The organism is Flavobacteriaceae bacterium HL-DH10 (genome assembly GCA_031826515.1).
Lineage (GTDB): Bacteria > Bacteroidota > Bacteroidia > Flavobacteriales > Flavobacteriaceae > Thalassobellus > Thalassobellus suaedae.
Map to the genome: position 1 here is coordinate 1018418 of CP134536.1, position 18080 is coordinate 1036497.

Sequence of the window (18080 nt, forward strand, 5' to 3'; positions counted from 1 at the left end):
AAATAGAACAATTACTAAACTATAATAAAGAAAACACTAATACTGGCAACAGAAATAATCGTTTCATAATCTAAACTTTAGAGGATTCTGTTTTTAATTCTAAGGTCATATTCTGATGAATTTTTCCAGCTAAATGATATAAATTTTGGTCGAAGACTTTATTGAAAGCTTCTTCTGCACCTTTTAAATCATTTAAACCAAGTTTACCTAAACCAATTAAATAATTACAATGCACCTTGTTAAGATCGTTTAAATCTTCTTCCCATATCAAAAGATCTGGTAACGAAATAGCAAAATAATCTAATTTAATATCATCGTTCATATGCGCTTCACCATAATGTATTAAATTATTGAATCGATAATTAGCTTCTTCCGTTTTACCTAATTTCAGTAAAGCCAATCCTTGATAAAATATCTTATCAGGTTGTTGATCGTTATAGAATATGGCTGGACTTGGATCGCTTAGTCCTTCGGAAGCTAATACCCAACTAGCTTTAGCTTTCTCTAATTCATTTAACTTTTGATAAGCACAACCTAACCAATAATGAATATCATTTTCTTGGGTACCGTGTAATTTACCTTCACCCAGATTATGAGGAAATTCTTGAGCTGCTTCTAAATGCGTAATGGCCTTTTTATAATCCCCTGCTTTTATAGCTTGTTTTGCAACTTCTACTTGAGCCATGATATGCTGAAAAGGAACTTTTCCTTCCCCGCCTTCCCATGGATGAAATTGTCTTTTTTGAACCAAATCTAAAGCCTTATCAAAATCGCCTTTAAAATTATATAAAGCAACACGCTCTAAATATAAATCATCTCTAGACTCCGTTAAATCCTTATACTTTTCTAATAGATTTAACCGTTTATCTACAGAAATATTCATTTTTTTATAAAGCTGATCTAACTCCATTAACAAACGCGCATCAGTAGCATCTAATTTAAAAGCTGTTTCTAAATGTTGTTTTGCTAAGTCTCTTTTATCTTCTTTATTAAAATATAATAGTGCTAAATTTCTATGTGTGATAGGATTTTGATTATCTAAGCTAACAGCTGTTTCCCAAACTTGCTTAGCATCTGCATATTGCTTGTTTGCATACCAAAAATTTCCTAAATAATAATTTGCTATGGCATCTTGATTATCAAATTTAATAGCCGATTGTAACACAATAACTTCTTCCAATCGATTAGGGAAGCAATAATCGCTAGACATTTTTTGTGCCAATTTATAGGCTTTTTTAGCTTCAATTTTATTTAAATTTTGTTCATGATACCAACCTAAGAAATAATATACCATAGGATACACTTCTTCTTTTTCATCAACTAACAAACTAATAAAATTTATAGCTTGATTAAACTGACCACATTGTGCATAATCTAAAGAGAATTCAATATAATTATGATCGTAATTTCTTAACAGACTTTTTAATTCGTTAAGATTTTCTTTATCGTTACTCAAAAGATACTTCTCATATAATACACCAAAGTTAAAATTATCAATAGTTAAAGAATCATCTACCAATTGAATGGCTTCTTCGATTCTTCCTAGCTTTTTTAAGATGATAATTTTTAAATGCCGTGCTTTATGATTGTGCCAATTTTTAATTAAGGCTTTATCTACTTGCTCCAAAGCTCTTGTATAATCACCTTTTGCACAATCTATTTGAGCCACATTAAAATAACCTGCATCTTGCCAAGCGGCATTCCAACATGATTTATAAAATGCAGCATAAGCTTCGTCTGTTCTTCCTAAATATCGAAGCGCTAAACCTCTATTAAAATACGGTTCGCCATCATACGGATTTGGATTTCGTTCTGTTAAGGTTTCAATTGCTTTATCAAAATATTCTAAAGCTGTATTAAACTTCGCTTTTTTAAGATTCCATAAACCCATAGCATTATTGCAACGTACATCATACGGATCTCGAGATAACCCTTCTAAATAATAATCTGTGGCATTATAAGTCGCATGTCTATATTGCTCTAGGTGTAGACCTCTTAAAAATAATTGCTCAACACTTTCAATATCTTTTGGTTGTTTGGCAGCAACTGCAGAATTAGGAATATCACCTTCTTTTAAGGATTTTGGTGACCATGATACTAGTATAGTTCCGTTAGCATCTTTTACTGTTGCTGTTAAATCTTGGTAAGGAACTCCATTTAAAGCAATGGTTTTTTCAAAACCATTTTTAGGATCTAAATCTTGCTCTACTTCAAATAATACTTTATCTGAAGACTCTAAAGTTAATACACACTTTGGATATGTAGATGTAACATGAACTTTTACAGTCACTTCTTTATCTGACGCTTCTATATTTAAAAGCGCTTCTTTAGTCGCATTTTTAACCACGCCCACATTATAGTAGGGCATAAAATATTGCTTAAATGTTTTTTCTTCATACGGATGCATCCATGAAAAATCGGGTTGATTATCGGTATAAACCCCACACATTAATTCTATGTATGGTCCATCACTATCAGTTAAATTTCTATCCCATGCTTTACCAAAATCACCATTACCCCAAGTCCATTGTTTTTTACCTGGTGATACATGATGATCTGCTACATGAAGCAATCCGCCTTTAGAATCATTTTCATAACCACCAACAAAATCATAATCCGACTGAATAGCCATATAAGACGTTGGAACAGGAATGTTTTTATATCTAGAAATATCGGTTCCTGGCGCATAATCTACTTTATAGTATTCACCTTTAGCAATAGGAAATTCTGAAACATCACGTTTTCCATGATCGAAAACCGCATTAACATCTGGCGGAAACACCGATTGGTAATGATCATTTACAGCAACCGCAGGATTTGCCCACCATAAAAAGGTTTGCGGATGCGGTGTGCGATTATATAATTGTGCTTTAATTTCTAAATAGGCTTTATCTGGATGCAAGGTAAAGCCAGCCATTCCTTTAGTACGAAACATACGTTCTACTTCGCTAACCCAAACCGTAATGCTACCATCTTTATTTTCTTCAATTTTAAAATCGGTAGGATCATAAGTACTTGGCCTATGATGTTGTGGCCAGTTAAACTCAATGCCTCCAGAAATCCAAGGTCCTGTTAAACCAACTAACGCTGGTTTAATAACATGATTATAATACACAAAATGGCGTTCTCTAATTTTATCATAAGCCATTTGAATCCTTCCTCCCAATGCAGGAATGACCATGATTTTGATATAATCGTTTTCAATAAAAACAACTTCCCATTCTTTATCTATTTTTTCATCATTTATTTTTTCGATTACGGGATGCGGATATACAGCACCGCTACTTGCTTGATATACCCTTTTATCTAAAAATACAGGATATTTCTCTGGTATTCCTACTTCGTAAGTTGGAATTACAACATGCTCTTTCCAAGCTTTTACTGCATTCATATACTTTACTATTTATATAAATTTACAATGGATTCTATTTCTAATTCTACCGAAGGATTAAAGGCATCGGAAGCTATATATTTTTTTAAGCTATATAATAATTGCTGTGCTTCTGGCCTGTCCTCTATATCCGATATTAAGTCGACACCTGAAACTAACAGTTTTCCTTTACCTATTTTCACTTCAAAAACCAAAGCCAATCTGCGGTTGGTAAACCAATCGTCTATGACTCGAACCAAAGGTTTTAAATCAGGTGAAAACTCATCTAAAATAATAGCATTAGAATGGCTCATGGCATCCCACCATTGCCAATTAGAATGATATTCTGTTGGAAACTCAGTTAAAGCTGAGTGACTAGGATTACATAAAACTCCTAAAGTATGTGGCTTTTCGCCTAAAGTCCATGCTGTATTCCAGAAGATACTAGAAAACCCGACAGCTACTTCACCGCCTTTTTCAGCTTTCACGCTACCTTTTTTGGTAGTCAACAAAACCTTTCCTCCATTTTTCAAATAAGAAATAGTAGCTTCATCTAAAGTATTAACTACTTTAAATTGTGTTTTATCTATTTGCTTTTTTACAAAAGGATATACCCAAACATCCCAACTATTTGAAAAATCACCAACGCTTACAGTAAGTGTTAGTTTTTGAGGTGTTTCGATTTGATTTAGATTCACATCTATTTTACCTAAAGGTATACCATTAGCTAAAGGAATATCTCTCTTTTTAAAATCGCCTTCCTCAATCACCTTTCCTGAAACGTTTGTAAGTCTCCAAGAAGTTATAGCATCCTTTAATGGAAGCTCACCAAAATGTGCTACTTCTATGGCAGCTTCTAAATTTTCAGTATTAAAAAACACGCGTTTCTTCAAACGTGCCAAAGGCACCGTTTCATTACAAAATCTGCTATATTCTTCAGGTGAAATATAACCTTTCTCATCCCAAAATGCATCTAGAACACCAATTAAAGCTGTACCTTGACCAGGGAAATCATGTAAATCTAATAAATGAAATCCTCCAAAACCTTTGGTTCTTAAAGCTGCCTCAATATCCGCTTTATAACATAGTGCTTGTAATTTACCAGAAGCCAACATTAAACTATCTGAAAGTTGCCCCATGTGGTTATCTTCCAAAGTTTCTTTAAAAATTTCGAAATTTTTTGGTTTTAAAACTCCTGTATATTTGGGAATTTCCTTAAAATTTGGATAAGCACACCACTGCCCAATTTCATGGCTAACATATGGCATTGGTATGGTATCTGTAAAATAATTAAAATCGAAATCTGTTTGAGGTCTCTTATTTATAATACTGTTTTCTCCTTCTCCCCACCTCTGAATCCGTGCATACGAATTATTGTAATAATCTAAATTATCTAAATAAGGTCTATCAGCTGCTCCTGTGTAAAGTCTGCGATTATCAACCTTTCTAAAATGATCTACATATTTTCTTAAATAAGGTTTATGATTTCTACGAAGAGGCTCGTTACCCGAAGTCATCATAACAAAGGAAGGGTGATTACCATAAGCATCTAAAATATCTTGCGTTTCCTTATACAACCATTCATCAACTGGGAAACCATCACCTATAGACGAATTACCATTTGGCCAAGTAGAAGCTTCTATTTGCAAATAAACTCCCAATTCATCGGCTGCTTCTAATGCAGCTTCTGGTGGACACCAAGAATGGAAACGCATATGATTTAAACCATGTGCTTTTACAATATTTAAGATTCTTTTCCAAGAGGCAACATCTGTTGCTGGATAACCTGTTTTTGGAAATATGGCACATTCAAGTGTACCACGAAGAAATACTGGTTTGTCGTTTATAACGAAACGAGTGCCTTTCGTTTTAAACGCTCTCATTCCAAACGTAACTTCTTCAGAATCTTCACCTAAAGATGATACTAAACTCAAAGACATGGTATACAAATTAGGATGAAATTCATCCCAGAGCAATGGATTATTTCCCATTGGATAGTCTAATTCAAAAGCACCTTCTGCATTAACTTCAACATCCTTTACAACCTCTTCTAATGATTGGCTATTTTCTCCAACACCCTTAGCTTTTAATCGCAATTTAATTTTTTGATTTTCACCAGTACTATTTTGAACTCTACCCTTTACAAACACTTTCTTCTGTGCTACATCAGGAAATATTTTCACATCCTTAAATACAATCAAAGATTTAGCCTCCAGTTTAATAACACCTACAATTCCATTCCAGTTTGTTTGGGTATGATCGGTCATACTATGTGCGTTTATCCCTGGATTAATATCATGAATGGCATTATCTATTCTTATTGAAATAGTATGCTTACCCACAGGCAAACTTCCTAAATCATAATTATGAGGCGTACCTAAACTATTTTGCATGCCTACATATTTATCATTAACCCAAACTTGTGTTTCCCAATGCGGACGCTCAAGTTTTAATTCTATATTCTTATTAGTCCATGATGAAGGAACATCAATTTCTTTTTGATACCATGCAGCCCCTACATAGTGTTTATTAGGCTGAAGCCAAAAAGGAATTTTTACATTTCCTTCAGCTCTATATTTAGCATACTTTTCAACCGTATACCATGCACTATCTACAATTTGCCCAGTCCATTTTGTTTTAACAGAAATATCATTTCCTTTACCATTCTCGGTCATAGAGCCTGGTAACTTAACTTGTTCAGGTAATTTTTGAGTATACCATTTTTCAGAAATACCTTTATTTAATGAATCGATTTTAAATTGCCAATCGCCAGATAAATCAAGTTCTCTAGATTCTTGCTTTCCACAAGATACTATGACTAAAAACAAAATTCCTATTGCTATATTTATTGATTTCATATTGTGATTATTTATTTATTTTCTTTTGATAACTCAAGTTCAATTTCCTCCAAGCTTTTTCCTTTCGTCTCAGGTAATTTCTTTTTAATAAAGACAAACCCTAAAACACATATAAAACTATACACCCAAAACGTTCCATAAGAACCTAATACTTCATTTAAAATGGGAAATGTAAACGTTAAAATAAAGGAGGCTACCCAAAGTGAAAAAGTAGCTATTGCCATAGCAACACCTCTTAATCTGTTAGGAAAAATTTCAGAAAGCACCACCCAGGTGATAGGAGCAAGCGACATAGAATAAATAGCAATAGCTGTAATTACCAAGACTAGAACTGGCCAGCCTTTAAATTCAAAATAATACGCGGCTCCTAAAATCGCATACACAACTGCAAGACCAACTGAACCAAAAAGCATTAGTTTTCTACGCCCCCAACTATCAACCGTTCGCATCGCAACAAATGTGAATATTAAATTTACACTACCTGTAATAACTATATTGAATAACATATCGCCAACACTATATCCTGCGGAGGTAAAAATTTCTTGCGCATAATTAAAGATAATATTAATACCACACCATTGCTGAAATATGGCTAATACAACACCAATTACTAAAATTGGAAATACTTTTTTACTGCGATAATCTGAAATAGAAAATGCTTCTTTAACTGTTTCTTTAAATGAATCTTTTATGCTAGTTAATTCTTGAAAAGCATATTCTTTTCCCCCTATTTTATTTAAAATACGACTCGCTTTTTCATCTTTTTTAATTTTAACTAAAAAACGAGGACTTTCAGGTACTAAAAGCATGAACACAAAAAACAGTCCAGCTGGAATTAATTCTGCCCAAAACATAATGCGCCAACCTGTTTGACCGTTCCAAGAGTTTAAAATATCCATAGGAGTTGCACTATCGGCTATAGGTTCTGCAATTAACCAATTTACAATTTGAGCAGCCAAAATACCAACAACAATAGTTAGCTGATTAATAGCTACAAACCTACCTCTAAATTTAGCTGGAGCAATTTCGGCAATATACATAGGCGATAATGTAGAAGCTAAACCGATTCCTAATCCACCAATTAATCGATACCAAATAAACGGTGTAAAGCTATCAACCCAACCTGTTCCTAATGCAGATACTGTAAACAAAATAGATGCAATAATTAAAGATTTTTTTCGACCTAATTTATCGGCTATAACTCCAGAAATAACGGCTCCAAAAATACAACCAATAAGCGCACTACTCATAGCCCAACCCTGTAGTGCTGGTGAATTTGTTATATCAAAATTAAGTTCATAAAAGGGTTTTGCGCCTCCAATAACTACCCAATCGTAACCAAATAGTAGTCCGCCCATGGCAGAAACAAAAGCTAATGATAATAAATAGGGAATATTAAATTTAGTTGGTTTCATTAATATATCAATTTTTAGTTTATATAGATTATTCTTTGATAAATTCTTCGTAAATACAAATTATAACTCTTGGATTTTTAAATTATATTTACACTCAATTTTAGACATTTATATCTTTTTAGAGCTCATTTTTTTCATTTTAATAAATTATGGCACTAAATAATTAAAAATTAAGCATTAATAAAATAGACTATTTATTAATATACATGGACAAATCAACTTTAAAAGAAGGTTTTTTAGGTCAACGAATCATTATACTGCCAAATGAGGTAAAAAACAGATTAAAAAACAACACCGTTACAAGTAATTTTTTCATTTCGGACATTGGGTATTTCCCAAAAGCAAGTGCACACTTTAGAAAGCGAAAAATAGATCATGGTGATTATATTTTTATTTATTGTGTAGAAGGTACAGGCTGGGTAAAAACCGAAGGTATAAAAAAAATTATTTCACCAAATCAATATATTATAATTCCAAAACATCTCGCTCATGCTTATAAATCAGACAAAAACGATCCTTGGAGTATTTACTGGATGCATTTTGATGGTAAATCTGCCGAAAGCTTATATAACCGTTATAAATTAAATAAAAATGAGACCATTCCGTTCAATAATAATCGCATTAAATTATTCAATCAAATTTTTGAGATTTTAAATAACAACTATTTAGACACGCAGCTTGAATATGCTAATATCTTAAGCTTAAACTTTATAAGCGCCTTTATTTACAATGAAGTTGAGGTATCCACAAATATTCACAAACACGATAATTTAGTTGGGATTGTTACCAATTTCTTAAATAAAAACATTAGCAAATCATTTAAATCTGAAGACATTGCCACGGCCTTTAATCTGTCAACATCATATTTACAAACTTTATTTAAAAAACGAACTGGTTATTCTTTAATTCATTTTTTCAATCTTAAAAAAACGCAGAAAGCTTGCGAATATCTTAACTACACCGATTTAAGCATCAAAGAAATAAGTGTGAAATTAGGCTTCAAAGACCCTTTATACTTTTCAAGATTATTTAAAAACTATATGGGCGTTTCTCCAAAAGCCTATAAAAAAAGTCATAACCAGAAATAAATGACTATATAAAACAAAAAAGCCAACTTTAAAAAAGTCGACTTTTCCTTTACAGTGCGGGCGGGGAGACTCGAACTCCCACACCTCGCGGCACTAGATCCTAAGTCTAGCGTGTCTACCAATTCCACCACGCCCGCTAAAGGACTGCAAATATAAACAAGATTTTTAAATTGCAAACTTCTAAGCATCAAAAAAAGATTCTTTTTTTATACTTTTGAATTTATACACTTAAAAAACTCATGAACTATATCCAATCTTACATATTAGAACACAAAAATCGCTTTATAAATGAACTTATAGAACTTCTTAAAATACCATCTATAAGTGCCGATTCGGCTTATAAAAATGATGTTTTAAAAACTGCCGATGCCATAAAAATAAGTTTAGAAAATGCAGGATGTGATACTGTTGAAATATGCAAAACAGACGGTTACCCCGTTGTTTATGGTGAAAAAATAATCGATAAAAATTTACCTACCATATTAGTTTATGGGCATTATGATGTACAACCACCAGACCCCATTAATTTATGGAACTCCCCGCCATTTGAACCAGTTATAAAAAAAACAGAGAAACACCCAGAAGGCGCTATTTTTGCTCGTGGTGCTTGCGATGATAAAGGACAAATGTACATGCACGTAAAAGCCATGGAGTTTATGACTTCAACAAACCAATTACCATGTAATGTAAAATTCATGATTGAAGGCGAAGAAGAAGTTGGAAGTTCTAACTTAGCAACCTTTGTAAAAAACAATCAAGAAAAATTAAAGAACGATGTTATTTTAATTTCAGATACAGGCATGATTGCTAACGATGTGCCATCAATAACTACTGGACTACGCGGATTGAGTTATGTTGAAGTTGAAGTTACTGGTCCAAACAGGGATTTACATTCAGGCTTATATGGTGGTGCTGTAGCGAACCCAATAAATATTTTAACTAAAATGATTGCTTCATTACATGATGAAAATAATCACATAACCATTCCTGGGTTTTATGACAACGTAGAAGAACTTTCAAAAGAAGAACGTGCTGAAATGGCAAAAGCACCTTTCAGCTTAGAAAGCTACAAAAAAGCATTAGATATCGACTCCGTTTATGGCGAAACCGGATATACAACAAACGAACGCAACTCAATCAGACCAACACTAGATGTAAACGGTATTTGGGGTGGCTACACTGGCGAAGGAGCAAAAACTGTTATTGCCAGTAAAGCTTATGCCAAAATATCTATGCGATTAGTACCAAATCAAGATTGGGAAAACATTACAAAATTATTCAAAAATCATTTCGAAAATATAGCACCAAAAGGCGTTAAAGTAAAAGTAACACCTCACCACGGCGGACAAGGTTACGTAACACCAATAGATAGTATTGGTTTTAAAGCAGCCAGTAAAGCCTATCAAGACACTTTCGGAAAAACACCAATACCGCAACGTAGTGGCGGCAGCATTCCTATTGTAGCATTATTCGAGCAAGAATTAAAAAGCAAAACCATTTTAATGGGCTTCGGCCTAGATAGCGACGCCATTCACTCTCCAAACGAGCATTTTGGCGTTTGGAACTACTTAAAAGGCATTGAAACTATTCCACTATTTTATAAATATTTCACCGAACTTTCGTAATAATTTGGGCGTTACCATTATCCTGAATTAAGTTCAGGATAATGGTCGCGCTTTCCGTTGCAATCTTTTGTAAAAAAAACAAAAGGATTTTCTCTGCAATCGCTAACGCAAACCCGTACTATATTCAACTAATGAAAAACCAACATACAACACATCTTATTCAACTTTCATTAGCAACGCTTTTCATTAGCACCTCTGGAGCCTTAGGAAAACATATAGACATGCCAACACCTGTGGTTATTTGGTGGCGTAGTATTTTGGGCGCACTATTTTTATTTACTTTTTGTAGATATAAAAAATTCGACTTAAAAATATATTCTAAAAAAGATGCCAGTTCTATAATAATAAGCGCTTTATTAATGGGCGGACATTGGATATTTTATTTTTATGCGTTAAAACTTTCAAACGTAGCTATTGGCATGTTATCGCTATTTACCTATCCCATAATAACAGCTTTATTAGAACCTTTTTTCATTAAAATAAAATTTGAACCTATATATATTTTATTAAGCCTTATGGTTTTATTTGGCATTTACATATTGGCTCCAGAATTTAATTTAGAAAGCACACATGTACAAGGAGTTCTATTCGGATTATTATCAGCAATATGCTATGCTTTACGAAATATCATGTCTAAAAAACTTATAAGTATGTATAATGGCACACACATTATGTTTTATCAAGTTTCAGTTCTAACTCTTGTTTTATTACCTACTCTGTTTTTTATGGACACTTCAAATGTCACCACACAATTTCCCTATATTATTACCCTAGCGCTTATCACAACTGCCGTTGGTCACACCATGCTGGTTAATAGTCTTAAACATTTTTCGGTAAGCACAGCTAGTATTATTAGTAGTATTCAGCCCATTTTCGGGATTATCATTGCTTTTTTATTTTTAAATGAAATTCCCACCTTGAATACATTTTTTGGAGGCTCACTCATTCTTGCTACCGTTATTATTGAGAGTGTGCGGTCTAGAAAAGGGTAAATACAATACTATTTTCATCCTAAATAATGTAACATTTTGATACGTTTTGCGTTCTAATAGACAATCATCAATCAAAATCAATCATTATGTTAAAGCAATTCTTCATTATTTGCTCGGGAGCAGATACCGATATTTTAGAGCAATGCTCTAAAGGCGAACAAAACAAATATGCTGGTATTGGTGCTACTGTTTTCTTTACAGCTGTTATAGCTTTTATAGCCGGTAGCTATGCGCTTTATACTGTTTTCGACAACGTATATACATCTATATTTTTCGGACTTATTTGGGGCTTACTCATTTTTAATTTAGACCGTTATATTGTTTCTACCATCAAGAAAACAGGAAATATTATTAATGAATTAATTCAAGCATCTCCCAGAATCTTATTAGCTATTATTATTGCCATTGTAATTTCAAAACCTTTAGAATTAAAGATTTTTGAAAAAGAAATTAATCAGGTTTTATTAGAACAAAAAAACGAATTAACCCTTGCTAATAAAAATCAAATCTCTGAACAATTCACACCAACAATCGCTTCGCTTCAAAGTGAAATAACTAATCTACAAAAAGACATAGAAACCAAAGAAGCTGAAGTAAACGCACTTTACAATACTTATATATCTGAAGCAGAAGGAACCGCAGGCACAAAACTTTTAGGAAAAGGTCCTGTTTATAAAGAAAAAAGAGAAAAGCACGACGCACTTTTAGCAGAATTAGAACAACTTAAAGTAGAAAACAAAGCAAAAATAGTAGCTATTGAAAACCAAATAGCGCAACTAAAAGATGATTATGAAAATCAGGTTACAACAACACAACCTATTATTAGTAATTTTGATGGCTTAATGGCACGAGTTAATGCCTTAGGCAAATTGCCATGGCTTCCATCCTTTTTTATTTTCTTATTGTTTTTAGCTATTGAAACCTCTCCCATTCTAGCGAAACTTTTATCCCCCAAAAGTGCCTATGATTATAAGCTAGAAGATCAGGAAACCACTATAAAAACAAACGTACTTCAAAACAAAAGTCAGAGAGACGCCATGTTAAAAGCAGATTTTGCTATTAATGACCGTATTTACACTGACCTAGAAAACGAAGACGAATTATATACATACAAGCGTAAAAAAGCGAGAGAACTTATGCAACTTCAAGCCGATGCTTTTTTTAAACATCAAAAAAACGTTTTGTGATATTATTATATTAAGCTGGTCTTAAGATTTAAAATAATAATATTATTGAATAAAAAAACATAACTACTTTAATTAATCGACGATTAATATCTTTTAAACAAGATTTCCTATTTTTACCTCTTATGTAAAAAGATTAATTTTTACATGTTGTAATACGTAAATTAGAAAACACCTTACAAGCTTAATTAAAGCAAAACCACTATTTAAAGACTTTAAAAAAACATGAAAAAACTCATCATATTAATCTGTATTATTTCTGCTTTTAATAGCTACTCCCAAACTGAAGAGCAAGACAAAAAAGCCATTCATAAAGTTTTAAAAGCACAACGTATTGCTTGGTCTAAAGATAATATTGAAGCATTTATGGAAGGTTACTGGAAAAGTGACTCTCTTAAGTTTTATAGCAGTAATGGTATTACCTACGGATGGGAAAACACTTTAGATCGTTATTTAAGAAGCTATCCTACAAAAGATCACACAGGAACATTAAGTTATAAAATTAATGACATTAGTAAAATAAGTGATGGTGCTTATTATGTTTTGGGAGAATTTCATTTAAAACGCGAAGTTGGTAATGCCGATGGTATTTTTATGCTTGTTTTCAAAAAGATTGATGGCGAATGGAAGATTATTGCTGATACTTCTTGTTAAACAAGAAATATGAGAATAAAAAAAACACTTGTAGTTTTGAATTCAAAACTACAAGTGTTTTTTTATTGTGTTAAGGATTGAAGTATTTGCATAAGCTATCCCTATTTTTTTCGGAAAGCGAGTACCGAAATGTTTATATTCATGAGTTCAATATTATAAAATAAGAACAAACAAATTAAGCCTGACTCCTTTTCGGGGTAACACGCAAATTCTATAATTTTTTAACGTATTTAGTTATAATAACTATTTGTTGTGCGCCCACTTTACCTTCAATATATTCGGCATTATCTCTATCTAAGCGAATGTTTCTTACAGCAGTTCCCTGTTTAGCCACCATGCTAGAGCCTTTTACTTTGAGATCTTTTACTAAAACAACCGAGTCGCCATTATCAAGGATAACACCGTTAACATCTCTATGTATAATTTTTTCGCTTTCGTCTTTATCTTCACCTGTTGCACGAGCTAATGCTAAGGCTTCATCGTCTAAATACATCATATCTAGTAAATCTTTTGGCCAACCTTCATTACGTAATCTTTGAAGCATTCTCCAAGCCATAATTTGCACTGCTACAAACTCACTCCACATACTATCGTTTAAACATCTCCAGTGGTTTGTATCCATTTCAACATTCCCCTCTATTTGATCTAAACAGGTTTTGCAAACCAATACATCGTTTGCTACATTTTCATTTAATGAAGGTGGAATTGTATATTGTGACAACTCTTTATTGGATGTGCATAATTCACATGCATTTTTACTTCGATCTTTTAGTGTTTGTAGTACGCTCATTTTATTCTGTATTCTATTTGATTTTACAAAAATACACTTAAAATATAGGTGTTACAAGAACAATTATCATAATAAAAAAGGGTGCTGATGAGCACCCTTTTTAAACATTTTTTTGCTTTTATAATTTAACAATGGCATATATATAATCGCCATGGCTTTTAAAATATTTACCCATGCTTTTGCCTTCCTCTTTTGAGAAAGCTTCCTTCATTAATTCACGATTCTTATCAAACATTTTACTTAAATCATCCATAGAATCTAACATAAAAGCTTGTATAAAGTCTCTTCTATCAGAACCCCAAGCGTGCTGACAAGGATAATATCCTTTTAAGTAATCATTTTTATTGATAACATTTTCAACCATTCTTTTACTAAAATCACGAAGCTCTTCCATGGTTCCATCTTCAGGAAATGCTCTTTTATTTTTTCGTATATACAAAATGGCATCATCGGATAGTTCTTCTGACACAACTTTTGCTCCAGGTAAGATGGCATAAATTTCATCTGAATGAAAATCTGCATAGGCAGAGCCCATTTTCTTTAAAAATGATTTTCTAGCCTCTTCCTCTGGCCATGCCTCTTTCTCGAGTTCGGCACTTCTGGCTCCTGATAAATCAATAGCTTCCCAACTAGGATAACCTTGTACATATAATACCTCATTACTATTAGGAGTCAAAAGATGTGTATAGTACCAAGCTCCTGAAATGTGCTCATTCTTTGAGGTTACTTTTTCCATATACTCTTTTTCTCCAGCTTTCCAGTCATCCATAGACATATCACTATCACTATCCCAATACATGGTTGTTACAGTGTAATACATAGGACGTTTCTCGTCATCTTGGGCTGAAATAATTGAAGTGCTAAATAATAAAAGCATTATTATAAATGCTGCAAAAAATCGATTGGTTGTTTTCATAATCTGTTAAAAATTTAAGTTATACTAATAGTTAATAATGTTTAAACTAATTTAAGATTATGGGGCATGACAAGATATTTTACTTTCTTGAAAATGCTATTAAAACAATAATTAGGGGAAAGAGCTATGTAATAAATATACAATAAAAAAGCATAGGTTTTACAAATAGTGATTTTTTTAATCTAACTCAAAGTGTCTCTAAGCTTTTTTGCCAAGCCTTTTATTACCATATTATAAGAATGGTCTATAAGCTCTTTTACAAGTTGTGGATGCAATTCGTCTTCGTGTAAGTAAAGGGTATTCCAATGCTTTTTGCTCATGTGAAATCCAGGGCGGATGCTGTTATAATTAACTCTAAGCTCTTCAGAATATTCTGGATCTGCTTTTAAATTTATAGACGCCTCGCCTTGTTCCCATTTTTTTAAAGAAGCCAAAACAAACATTTTACCTAACACTTTAAAAACCAAAGTATCTTGATCGAACGGAAAATCTTCTGTTACTCCTTTTTTGCTTAAACAATAATTGCGAAGTTGTTCTATGTTCATTATTTAACGTTTAGCTCATCAGCCCATTATTTTATACAAAATAGGCTTACTGGGTGTTGCATCGTTTTCAAAAGGTGCTATTTGAAGGTTTAAAAAATAAGAACCATCATCAACCGTATTCGGCACAAAAATAAACTCTGTAATAGTGGCATCAAACCGTGTCTTACCTTTGGTATTCCAAAAAGCATTATGAGCCAATAATTCGCAATTATCGCGTTCTTTATCTACACTTGGTAAATCTATAAGCAAATGCTTAATACCCTTTTCTCTTAAATAAATAGCTGCTTCTTCTAACAAATAAGTTGGGTTAGTATCCGAATATTGTTTACTAAGTTTCTCGTTCGTATTAGGAATTGTTCTTATAACAATAGCATCCCTTTTTTTATTACCTATTGCAAATTGTAATTGTTTTTTTGAAATTACAAAATCACCGTTCAGCTTTTCTGGAGCGACTGTTATAACTTCTGCTAAAAAGAAAAACTGTTTTAAATTCTGGTTTATAGAATGTACTTTTTCGGTAATATGCCCAACACATTCAGTATGCGTACCATGAGCATGCGGATTAAAAGTAATATTGTTAAAATTTATACACGCGCCATCTTTTACACTAGCAATCCACTGGTCGTCTTTTACTGGCTCTATTTTAGGCTCATCAATATACCATGCATTTACATTGCTTTTTGAAGCCCGCAGGGGTATAGAAATATCGATTGGGTTTGATAAATTTATTTGGAGTTTTCTTGAATTGTATTGAATAGTAGCTAGCATATTCAAATATACTAAATCATAAATAGTTCAGAAGCGATTCCATCAACTAAAAACTTTCCTTTTTGGGTTGTTATTAGTTTTTCTAATTGAACAGATTGCTTCGTTTCACTCGCAATGACAAGTAAGTCTTGTTTTATAAATTTTTCTGCGGAAGATTTTAAATGTTCAAGAAATTCTTGTCCAAATTCATTTTCAATTTTAGCTAATGAAACACCCCAAATAGTCCGTAAACCAGTCATAACATATTCATTATACTGATCTTTTTTTGACAAAACCTCAACCGTACTTGGTAAGTTGTTATTTTGAATGGCTTGAATGTATTTTGAATTATTAGCCACATTCCAACTACGTTGTGTTTTAGAATATGAATGCGCAGAAGGCCCTATCCCTAAATACGGTTTCCCTTGCCAATAACTCGTATTGTGTTTTGAAAAATAGTCTGGCTTACCAAAGTTTGAAATCTCATAATGTATAAATCCTTGCTCCGTTGTTTTTTCAATTAAATGATTAAAATGCTGAAGTGCTAAATTTTCATCAATTGGCGGATAAGTTCCTTTTTTAATAAAAGTATCCAAAGCTGTTTTAGGTTCAACAGTAAGCGCATAACTTGAGATATGATGAATTCCGAAACCAAAAGCAATCTCTAAATTTTCATTCCACTTCTCCATACTCATATTAGGAATACCATAAATAAGGTCGATGGTTATATTATCAAAATGTTGTGTTGCAATCTCCAAGCAATTTTTAGCTTCTTCTGATGAATGTGCGCGATTCATACTTTTTAAATCGTCTTCAAAAAAGGACTGAATTCCAACACTTAAACGGTTTATTCCGATACTTTTATAGTCTTCAAAAATGGTTATTGACTGAGTTTGCACAGACACTAAATCGTCTGGATTAGCTTCTAAAGTAATTTCTGGATGATCTGAAACCTTGTAATTTTTATACACTTCAGAAATCAAAAACTTTAATTCATCAATCGTTAATATGGATGGTGTTCCACCGCCAAAATAAATGGTTTCAATCGTTTTGTTTTTGAGTTCATCTTTTCTAAGAACCAGTTCCTTTGCTAAAGCCTGAATCAATTCGTCTTTCTTTTTCAAAGATGTTGAAAAATGAAAGTCGCAATAAAAACATGCTTGCTTACAAAATGGTATGTGGATGTATATGCCGGCAGCTCCTCCCAACCTCCCCAAAAGGGAAGCGTTTTCTCGATGCTCTTTAAATGAATTACTTGACAAAAATAACTTATTAAAATTAGGACTAAATTTTATTTTTACGCAAATTTATTACAGTTGGTGTTTTCGCTCCCCCTTTGGGGGCTGGGTGGCTATTCTGCTTCACAAAAGCATCCCAACCTGAATAACTTTTACCAACTTCAATTCTACCAGAATTGTAAAAATGACAAACAGCAGCCGCTAATCCATCAGTAGCATCTAAATTTTTAGGCAATGTTTTAAGTCCTAGTACACTTTGAAGCATTTTAGCAACCTGTTCTTTACTAGAATTACCGCTACCTGTAATGGCCATTTTTATTTTTTTAGGAAGATATTCCGTTATAGGTATTTCTCTACTTAAGCCCGCAGCCATAGCAACGCCTTGTGCACGACCAAGCTTTAACATACTCTGTACATTTTTTCCAAAAAATGGCGCTTCAATAGCTATTTCATCTGGGTTGTGGGTATCTATAAGTTCTATGGTACGTTCAAAAATAAGTTTTAGTTTTAAATAATGATCGTCGTATTTTTTCAAATCTAACTCATTCATCTGTATAAACTGCATGGTTTTTCCAACCACTTTTATAAGTCCGAAACCCATAATGGTTGTACCAGGATCAATACCTAAAATAATTCTTTCTTTACTCATTAATAAATA

General features: G+C 32.7%; 14 protein-coding genes and 1 tRNA gene. 5 read left to right on the forward strand and 10 right to left on the reverse strand.

All coding sequences use genetic code 11. The annotated features are described in order from the left end of the window. Nucleotides 1–70 precede the first annotated feature (70 nt). The 3 genes from RHP49_04510 to RHP49_04520 are packed head-to-tail and all read right to left on the reverse strand — an operon-like array spanning nt 71 to nt 7643. The gene (locus tag RHP49_04510) at nt 71–3391 is read right to left on the reverse strand and encodes a DUF5107 domain-containing protein (GenBank protein WNH13521.1); all 3321 of its coding nucleotides are present in this window, start codon (nt 3389–3391) and stop codon (nt 71–73) included. A gap of 8 nt (nt 3392–3399) precedes the next feature. Beyond that, a complete protein-coding gene (locus tag RHP49_04515) occupies nt 3400–6228 on the reverse strand; it encodes a glycoside hydrolase family 2 TIM barrel-domain containing protein (protein WNH13522.1) in 2829 nt (942 codons plus the stop codon). An 11-nt stretch (nt 6229–6239) separates the two neighbouring features. After that, on the reverse strand, nt 6240–7643 hold the full coding sequence (locus RHP49_04520; protein WNH13523.1) for a sugar porter family MFS transporter: 1404 nt from the start codon (nt 7641–7643) through the stop codon (nt 6240–6242). A gap of 206 nt (nt 7644–7849) precedes the next feature. On the opposite strand from RHP49_04520, the gene RHP49_04525 reads away from it, so the two are divergent. Then, entirely contained in the window at nt 7850–8731 is an 882-nt protein-coding gene (locus tag RHP49_04525; protein WNH13524.1) for an AraC family transcriptional regulator, read from the forward strand. Between the two features lie 55 nt (nt 8732–8786). Here RHP49_04525 and RHP49_04530 read toward each other — a convergent pair. Beyond that, nucleotides 8787–8868, reverse strand: a tRNA-Leu gene (locus RHP49_04530). 102 nt (nt 8869–8970) lie between these two features. On the opposite strand from RHP49_04530, the gene RHP49_04535 reads away from it, so the two are divergent. The 4 genes from RHP49_04535 (at nt 8971) to RHP49_04550 (ending at nt 13186) form a co-directional block, all read left to right on the forward strand. Continuing rightward, nucleotides 8971–10356: a dipeptidase gene (locus RHP49_04535; protein WNH13525.1), complete on the forward strand. Its 1386-nt coding sequence runs from the start codon at nt 8971–8973 to the stop codon at nt 10354–10356. A 131-nt stretch (nt 10357–10487) separates the two neighbouring features. Further along, nucleotides 10488–11348 carry an EamA family transporter gene (locus RHP49_04540; protein WNH13526.1) on the forward strand — a complete coding sequence of 287 codons (861 nt, stop codon included), beginning with the start codon at nt 10488–10490 and terminating at the stop codon, nt 11346–11348. Between the two features lie 86 nt (nt 11349–11434). Beyond that, nucleotides 11435–12535, forward strand: a complete 1101-nt coding sequence (locus RHP49_04545; GenBank protein ID WNH13527.1) for a DUF4407 domain-containing protein — start codon at nt 11435–11437, stop codon at nt 12533–12535. A gap of 222 nt (nt 12536–12757) precedes the next feature. Then, nucleotides 12758–13186: a nuclear transport factor 2 family protein gene (locus RHP49_04550; GenBank protein WNH13528.1), complete on the forward strand. Its 429-nt coding sequence runs from the start codon at nt 12758–12760 to the stop codon at nt 13184–13186. 211 nt (nt 13187–13397) lie between these two features. Here the strand turns inward: RHP49_04550 and RHP49_04555 are convergent, their stop codons facing one another. The 6 genes from RHP49_04555 to ruvC form a co-directional block, all read right to left on the reverse strand. Next, the gene (locus tag RHP49_04555) at nt 13398–13976 is read right to left on the reverse strand and encodes a PhnA domain-containing protein (protein ID WNH13529.1); all 579 of its coding nucleotides are present in this window, start codon (nt 13974–13976) and stop codon (nt 13398–13400) included. A gap of 118 nt (nt 13977–14094) precedes the next feature. After that, nucleotides 14095–14892, reverse strand: coding sequence for a hypothetical protein (locus tag RHP49_04560; protein ID WNH13530.1), 798 nt, complete (start codon nt 14890–14892; stop codon nt 14095–14097). Nucleotides 14893–15074: 182 nt separating this feature from the next. Then, on the reverse strand, nt 15075–15437 hold the full coding sequence (locus RHP49_04565; GenBank protein ID WNH13531.1) for an MmcQ/YjbR family DNA-binding protein: 363 nt from the start codon (nt 15435–15437) through the stop codon (nt 15075–15077). An 18-nt stretch (nt 15438–15455) separates the two neighbouring features. Continuing rightward, nucleotides 15456–16205, reverse strand: a complete 750-nt coding sequence (locus RHP49_04570) for a cyclase family protein (GenBank protein ID WNH13532.1) — start codon at nt 16203–16205, stop codon at nt 15456–15458. A gap of 11 nt (nt 16206–16216) precedes the next feature. Then, nucleotides 16217–17392, reverse strand: coding sequence for a radical SAM family heme chaperone HemW (gene hemW, locus RHP49_04575; protein WNH14377.1), 1176 nt, complete (start codon nt 17390–17392; stop codon nt 16217–16219). Nucleotides 17393–17468: 76 nt separating this feature from the next. Next, nucleotides 17469–18071: a crossover junction endodeoxyribonuclease RuvC gene (ruvC, locus tag RHP49_04580; GenBank protein WNH13533.1), complete on the reverse strand. Its 603-nt coding sequence runs from the start codon at nt 18069–18071 to the stop codon at nt 17469–17471. Between the last annotated feature and the right edge of the window lie 9 nt (nt 18072–18080).

Bases quoted from the DNA above. Each gene is read 5' to 3' on its own strand.
- RHP49_04550 (WNH13528.1), top strand. From the start codon at position 12,758: ATGAAAAAACTCATCATATTAATCTGTATTATTTCTGCTTTTAATAGC.
- RHP49_04570 (WNH13532.1), bottom strand. From the start codon at position 16,205: ATGCTAGCTACTATTCAATACAATTCAAGAAAACTCCAAATAAATTTA.
- RHP49_04520 (WNH13523.1), bottom strand. From the start codon at position 7,643: ATGAAACCAACTAAATTTAATATTCCCTATTTATTATCATTAGCTTTT.
- RHP49_04535 (WNH13525.1), top strand. From the start codon at position 8,971: ATGAACTATATCCAATCTTACATATTAGAACACAAAAATCGCTTTATA.
- RHP49_04525 (WNH13524.1), top strand. From the start codon at position 7,850: ATGGACAAATCAACTTTAAAAGAAGGTTTTTTAGGTCAACGAATCATT.
- RHP49_04540 (WNH13526.1), top strand. From the start codon at position 10,488: ATGAAAAACCAACATACAACACATCTTATTCAACTTTCATTAGCAACG.
- RHP49_04565 (WNH13531.1), bottom strand. From the start codon at position 15,437: ATGAACATAGAACAACTTCGCAATTATTGTTTAAGCAAAAAAGGAGTA.
- RHP49_04560 (WNH13530.1), bottom strand. From the start codon at position 14,892: ATGAAAACAACCAATCGATTTTTTGCAGCATTTATAATAATGCTTTTA.
- RHP49_04545 (WNH13527.1), top strand. From the start codon at position 11,435: ATGTTAAAGCAATTCTTCATTATTTGCTCGGGAGCAGATACCGATATT.
- RHP49_04555 (WNH13529.1), bottom strand. From the start codon at position 13,976: ATGAGCGTACTACAAACACTAAAAGATCGAAGTAAAAATGCATGTGAA.
- ruvC (WNH13533.1), bottom strand. From the start codon at position 18,071: ATGAGTAAAGAAAGAATTATTTTAGGTATTGATCCTGGTACAACCATT.
- RHP49_04515 (WNH13522.1), bottom strand. From the start codon at position 6,228: ATGAAATCAATAAATATAGCAATAGGAATTTTGTTTTTAGTCATAGTA.
- RHP49_04510 (WNH13521.1), bottom strand. From the start codon at position 3,391: ATGAATGCAGTAAAAGCTTGGAAAGAGCATGTTGTAATTCCAACTTAC.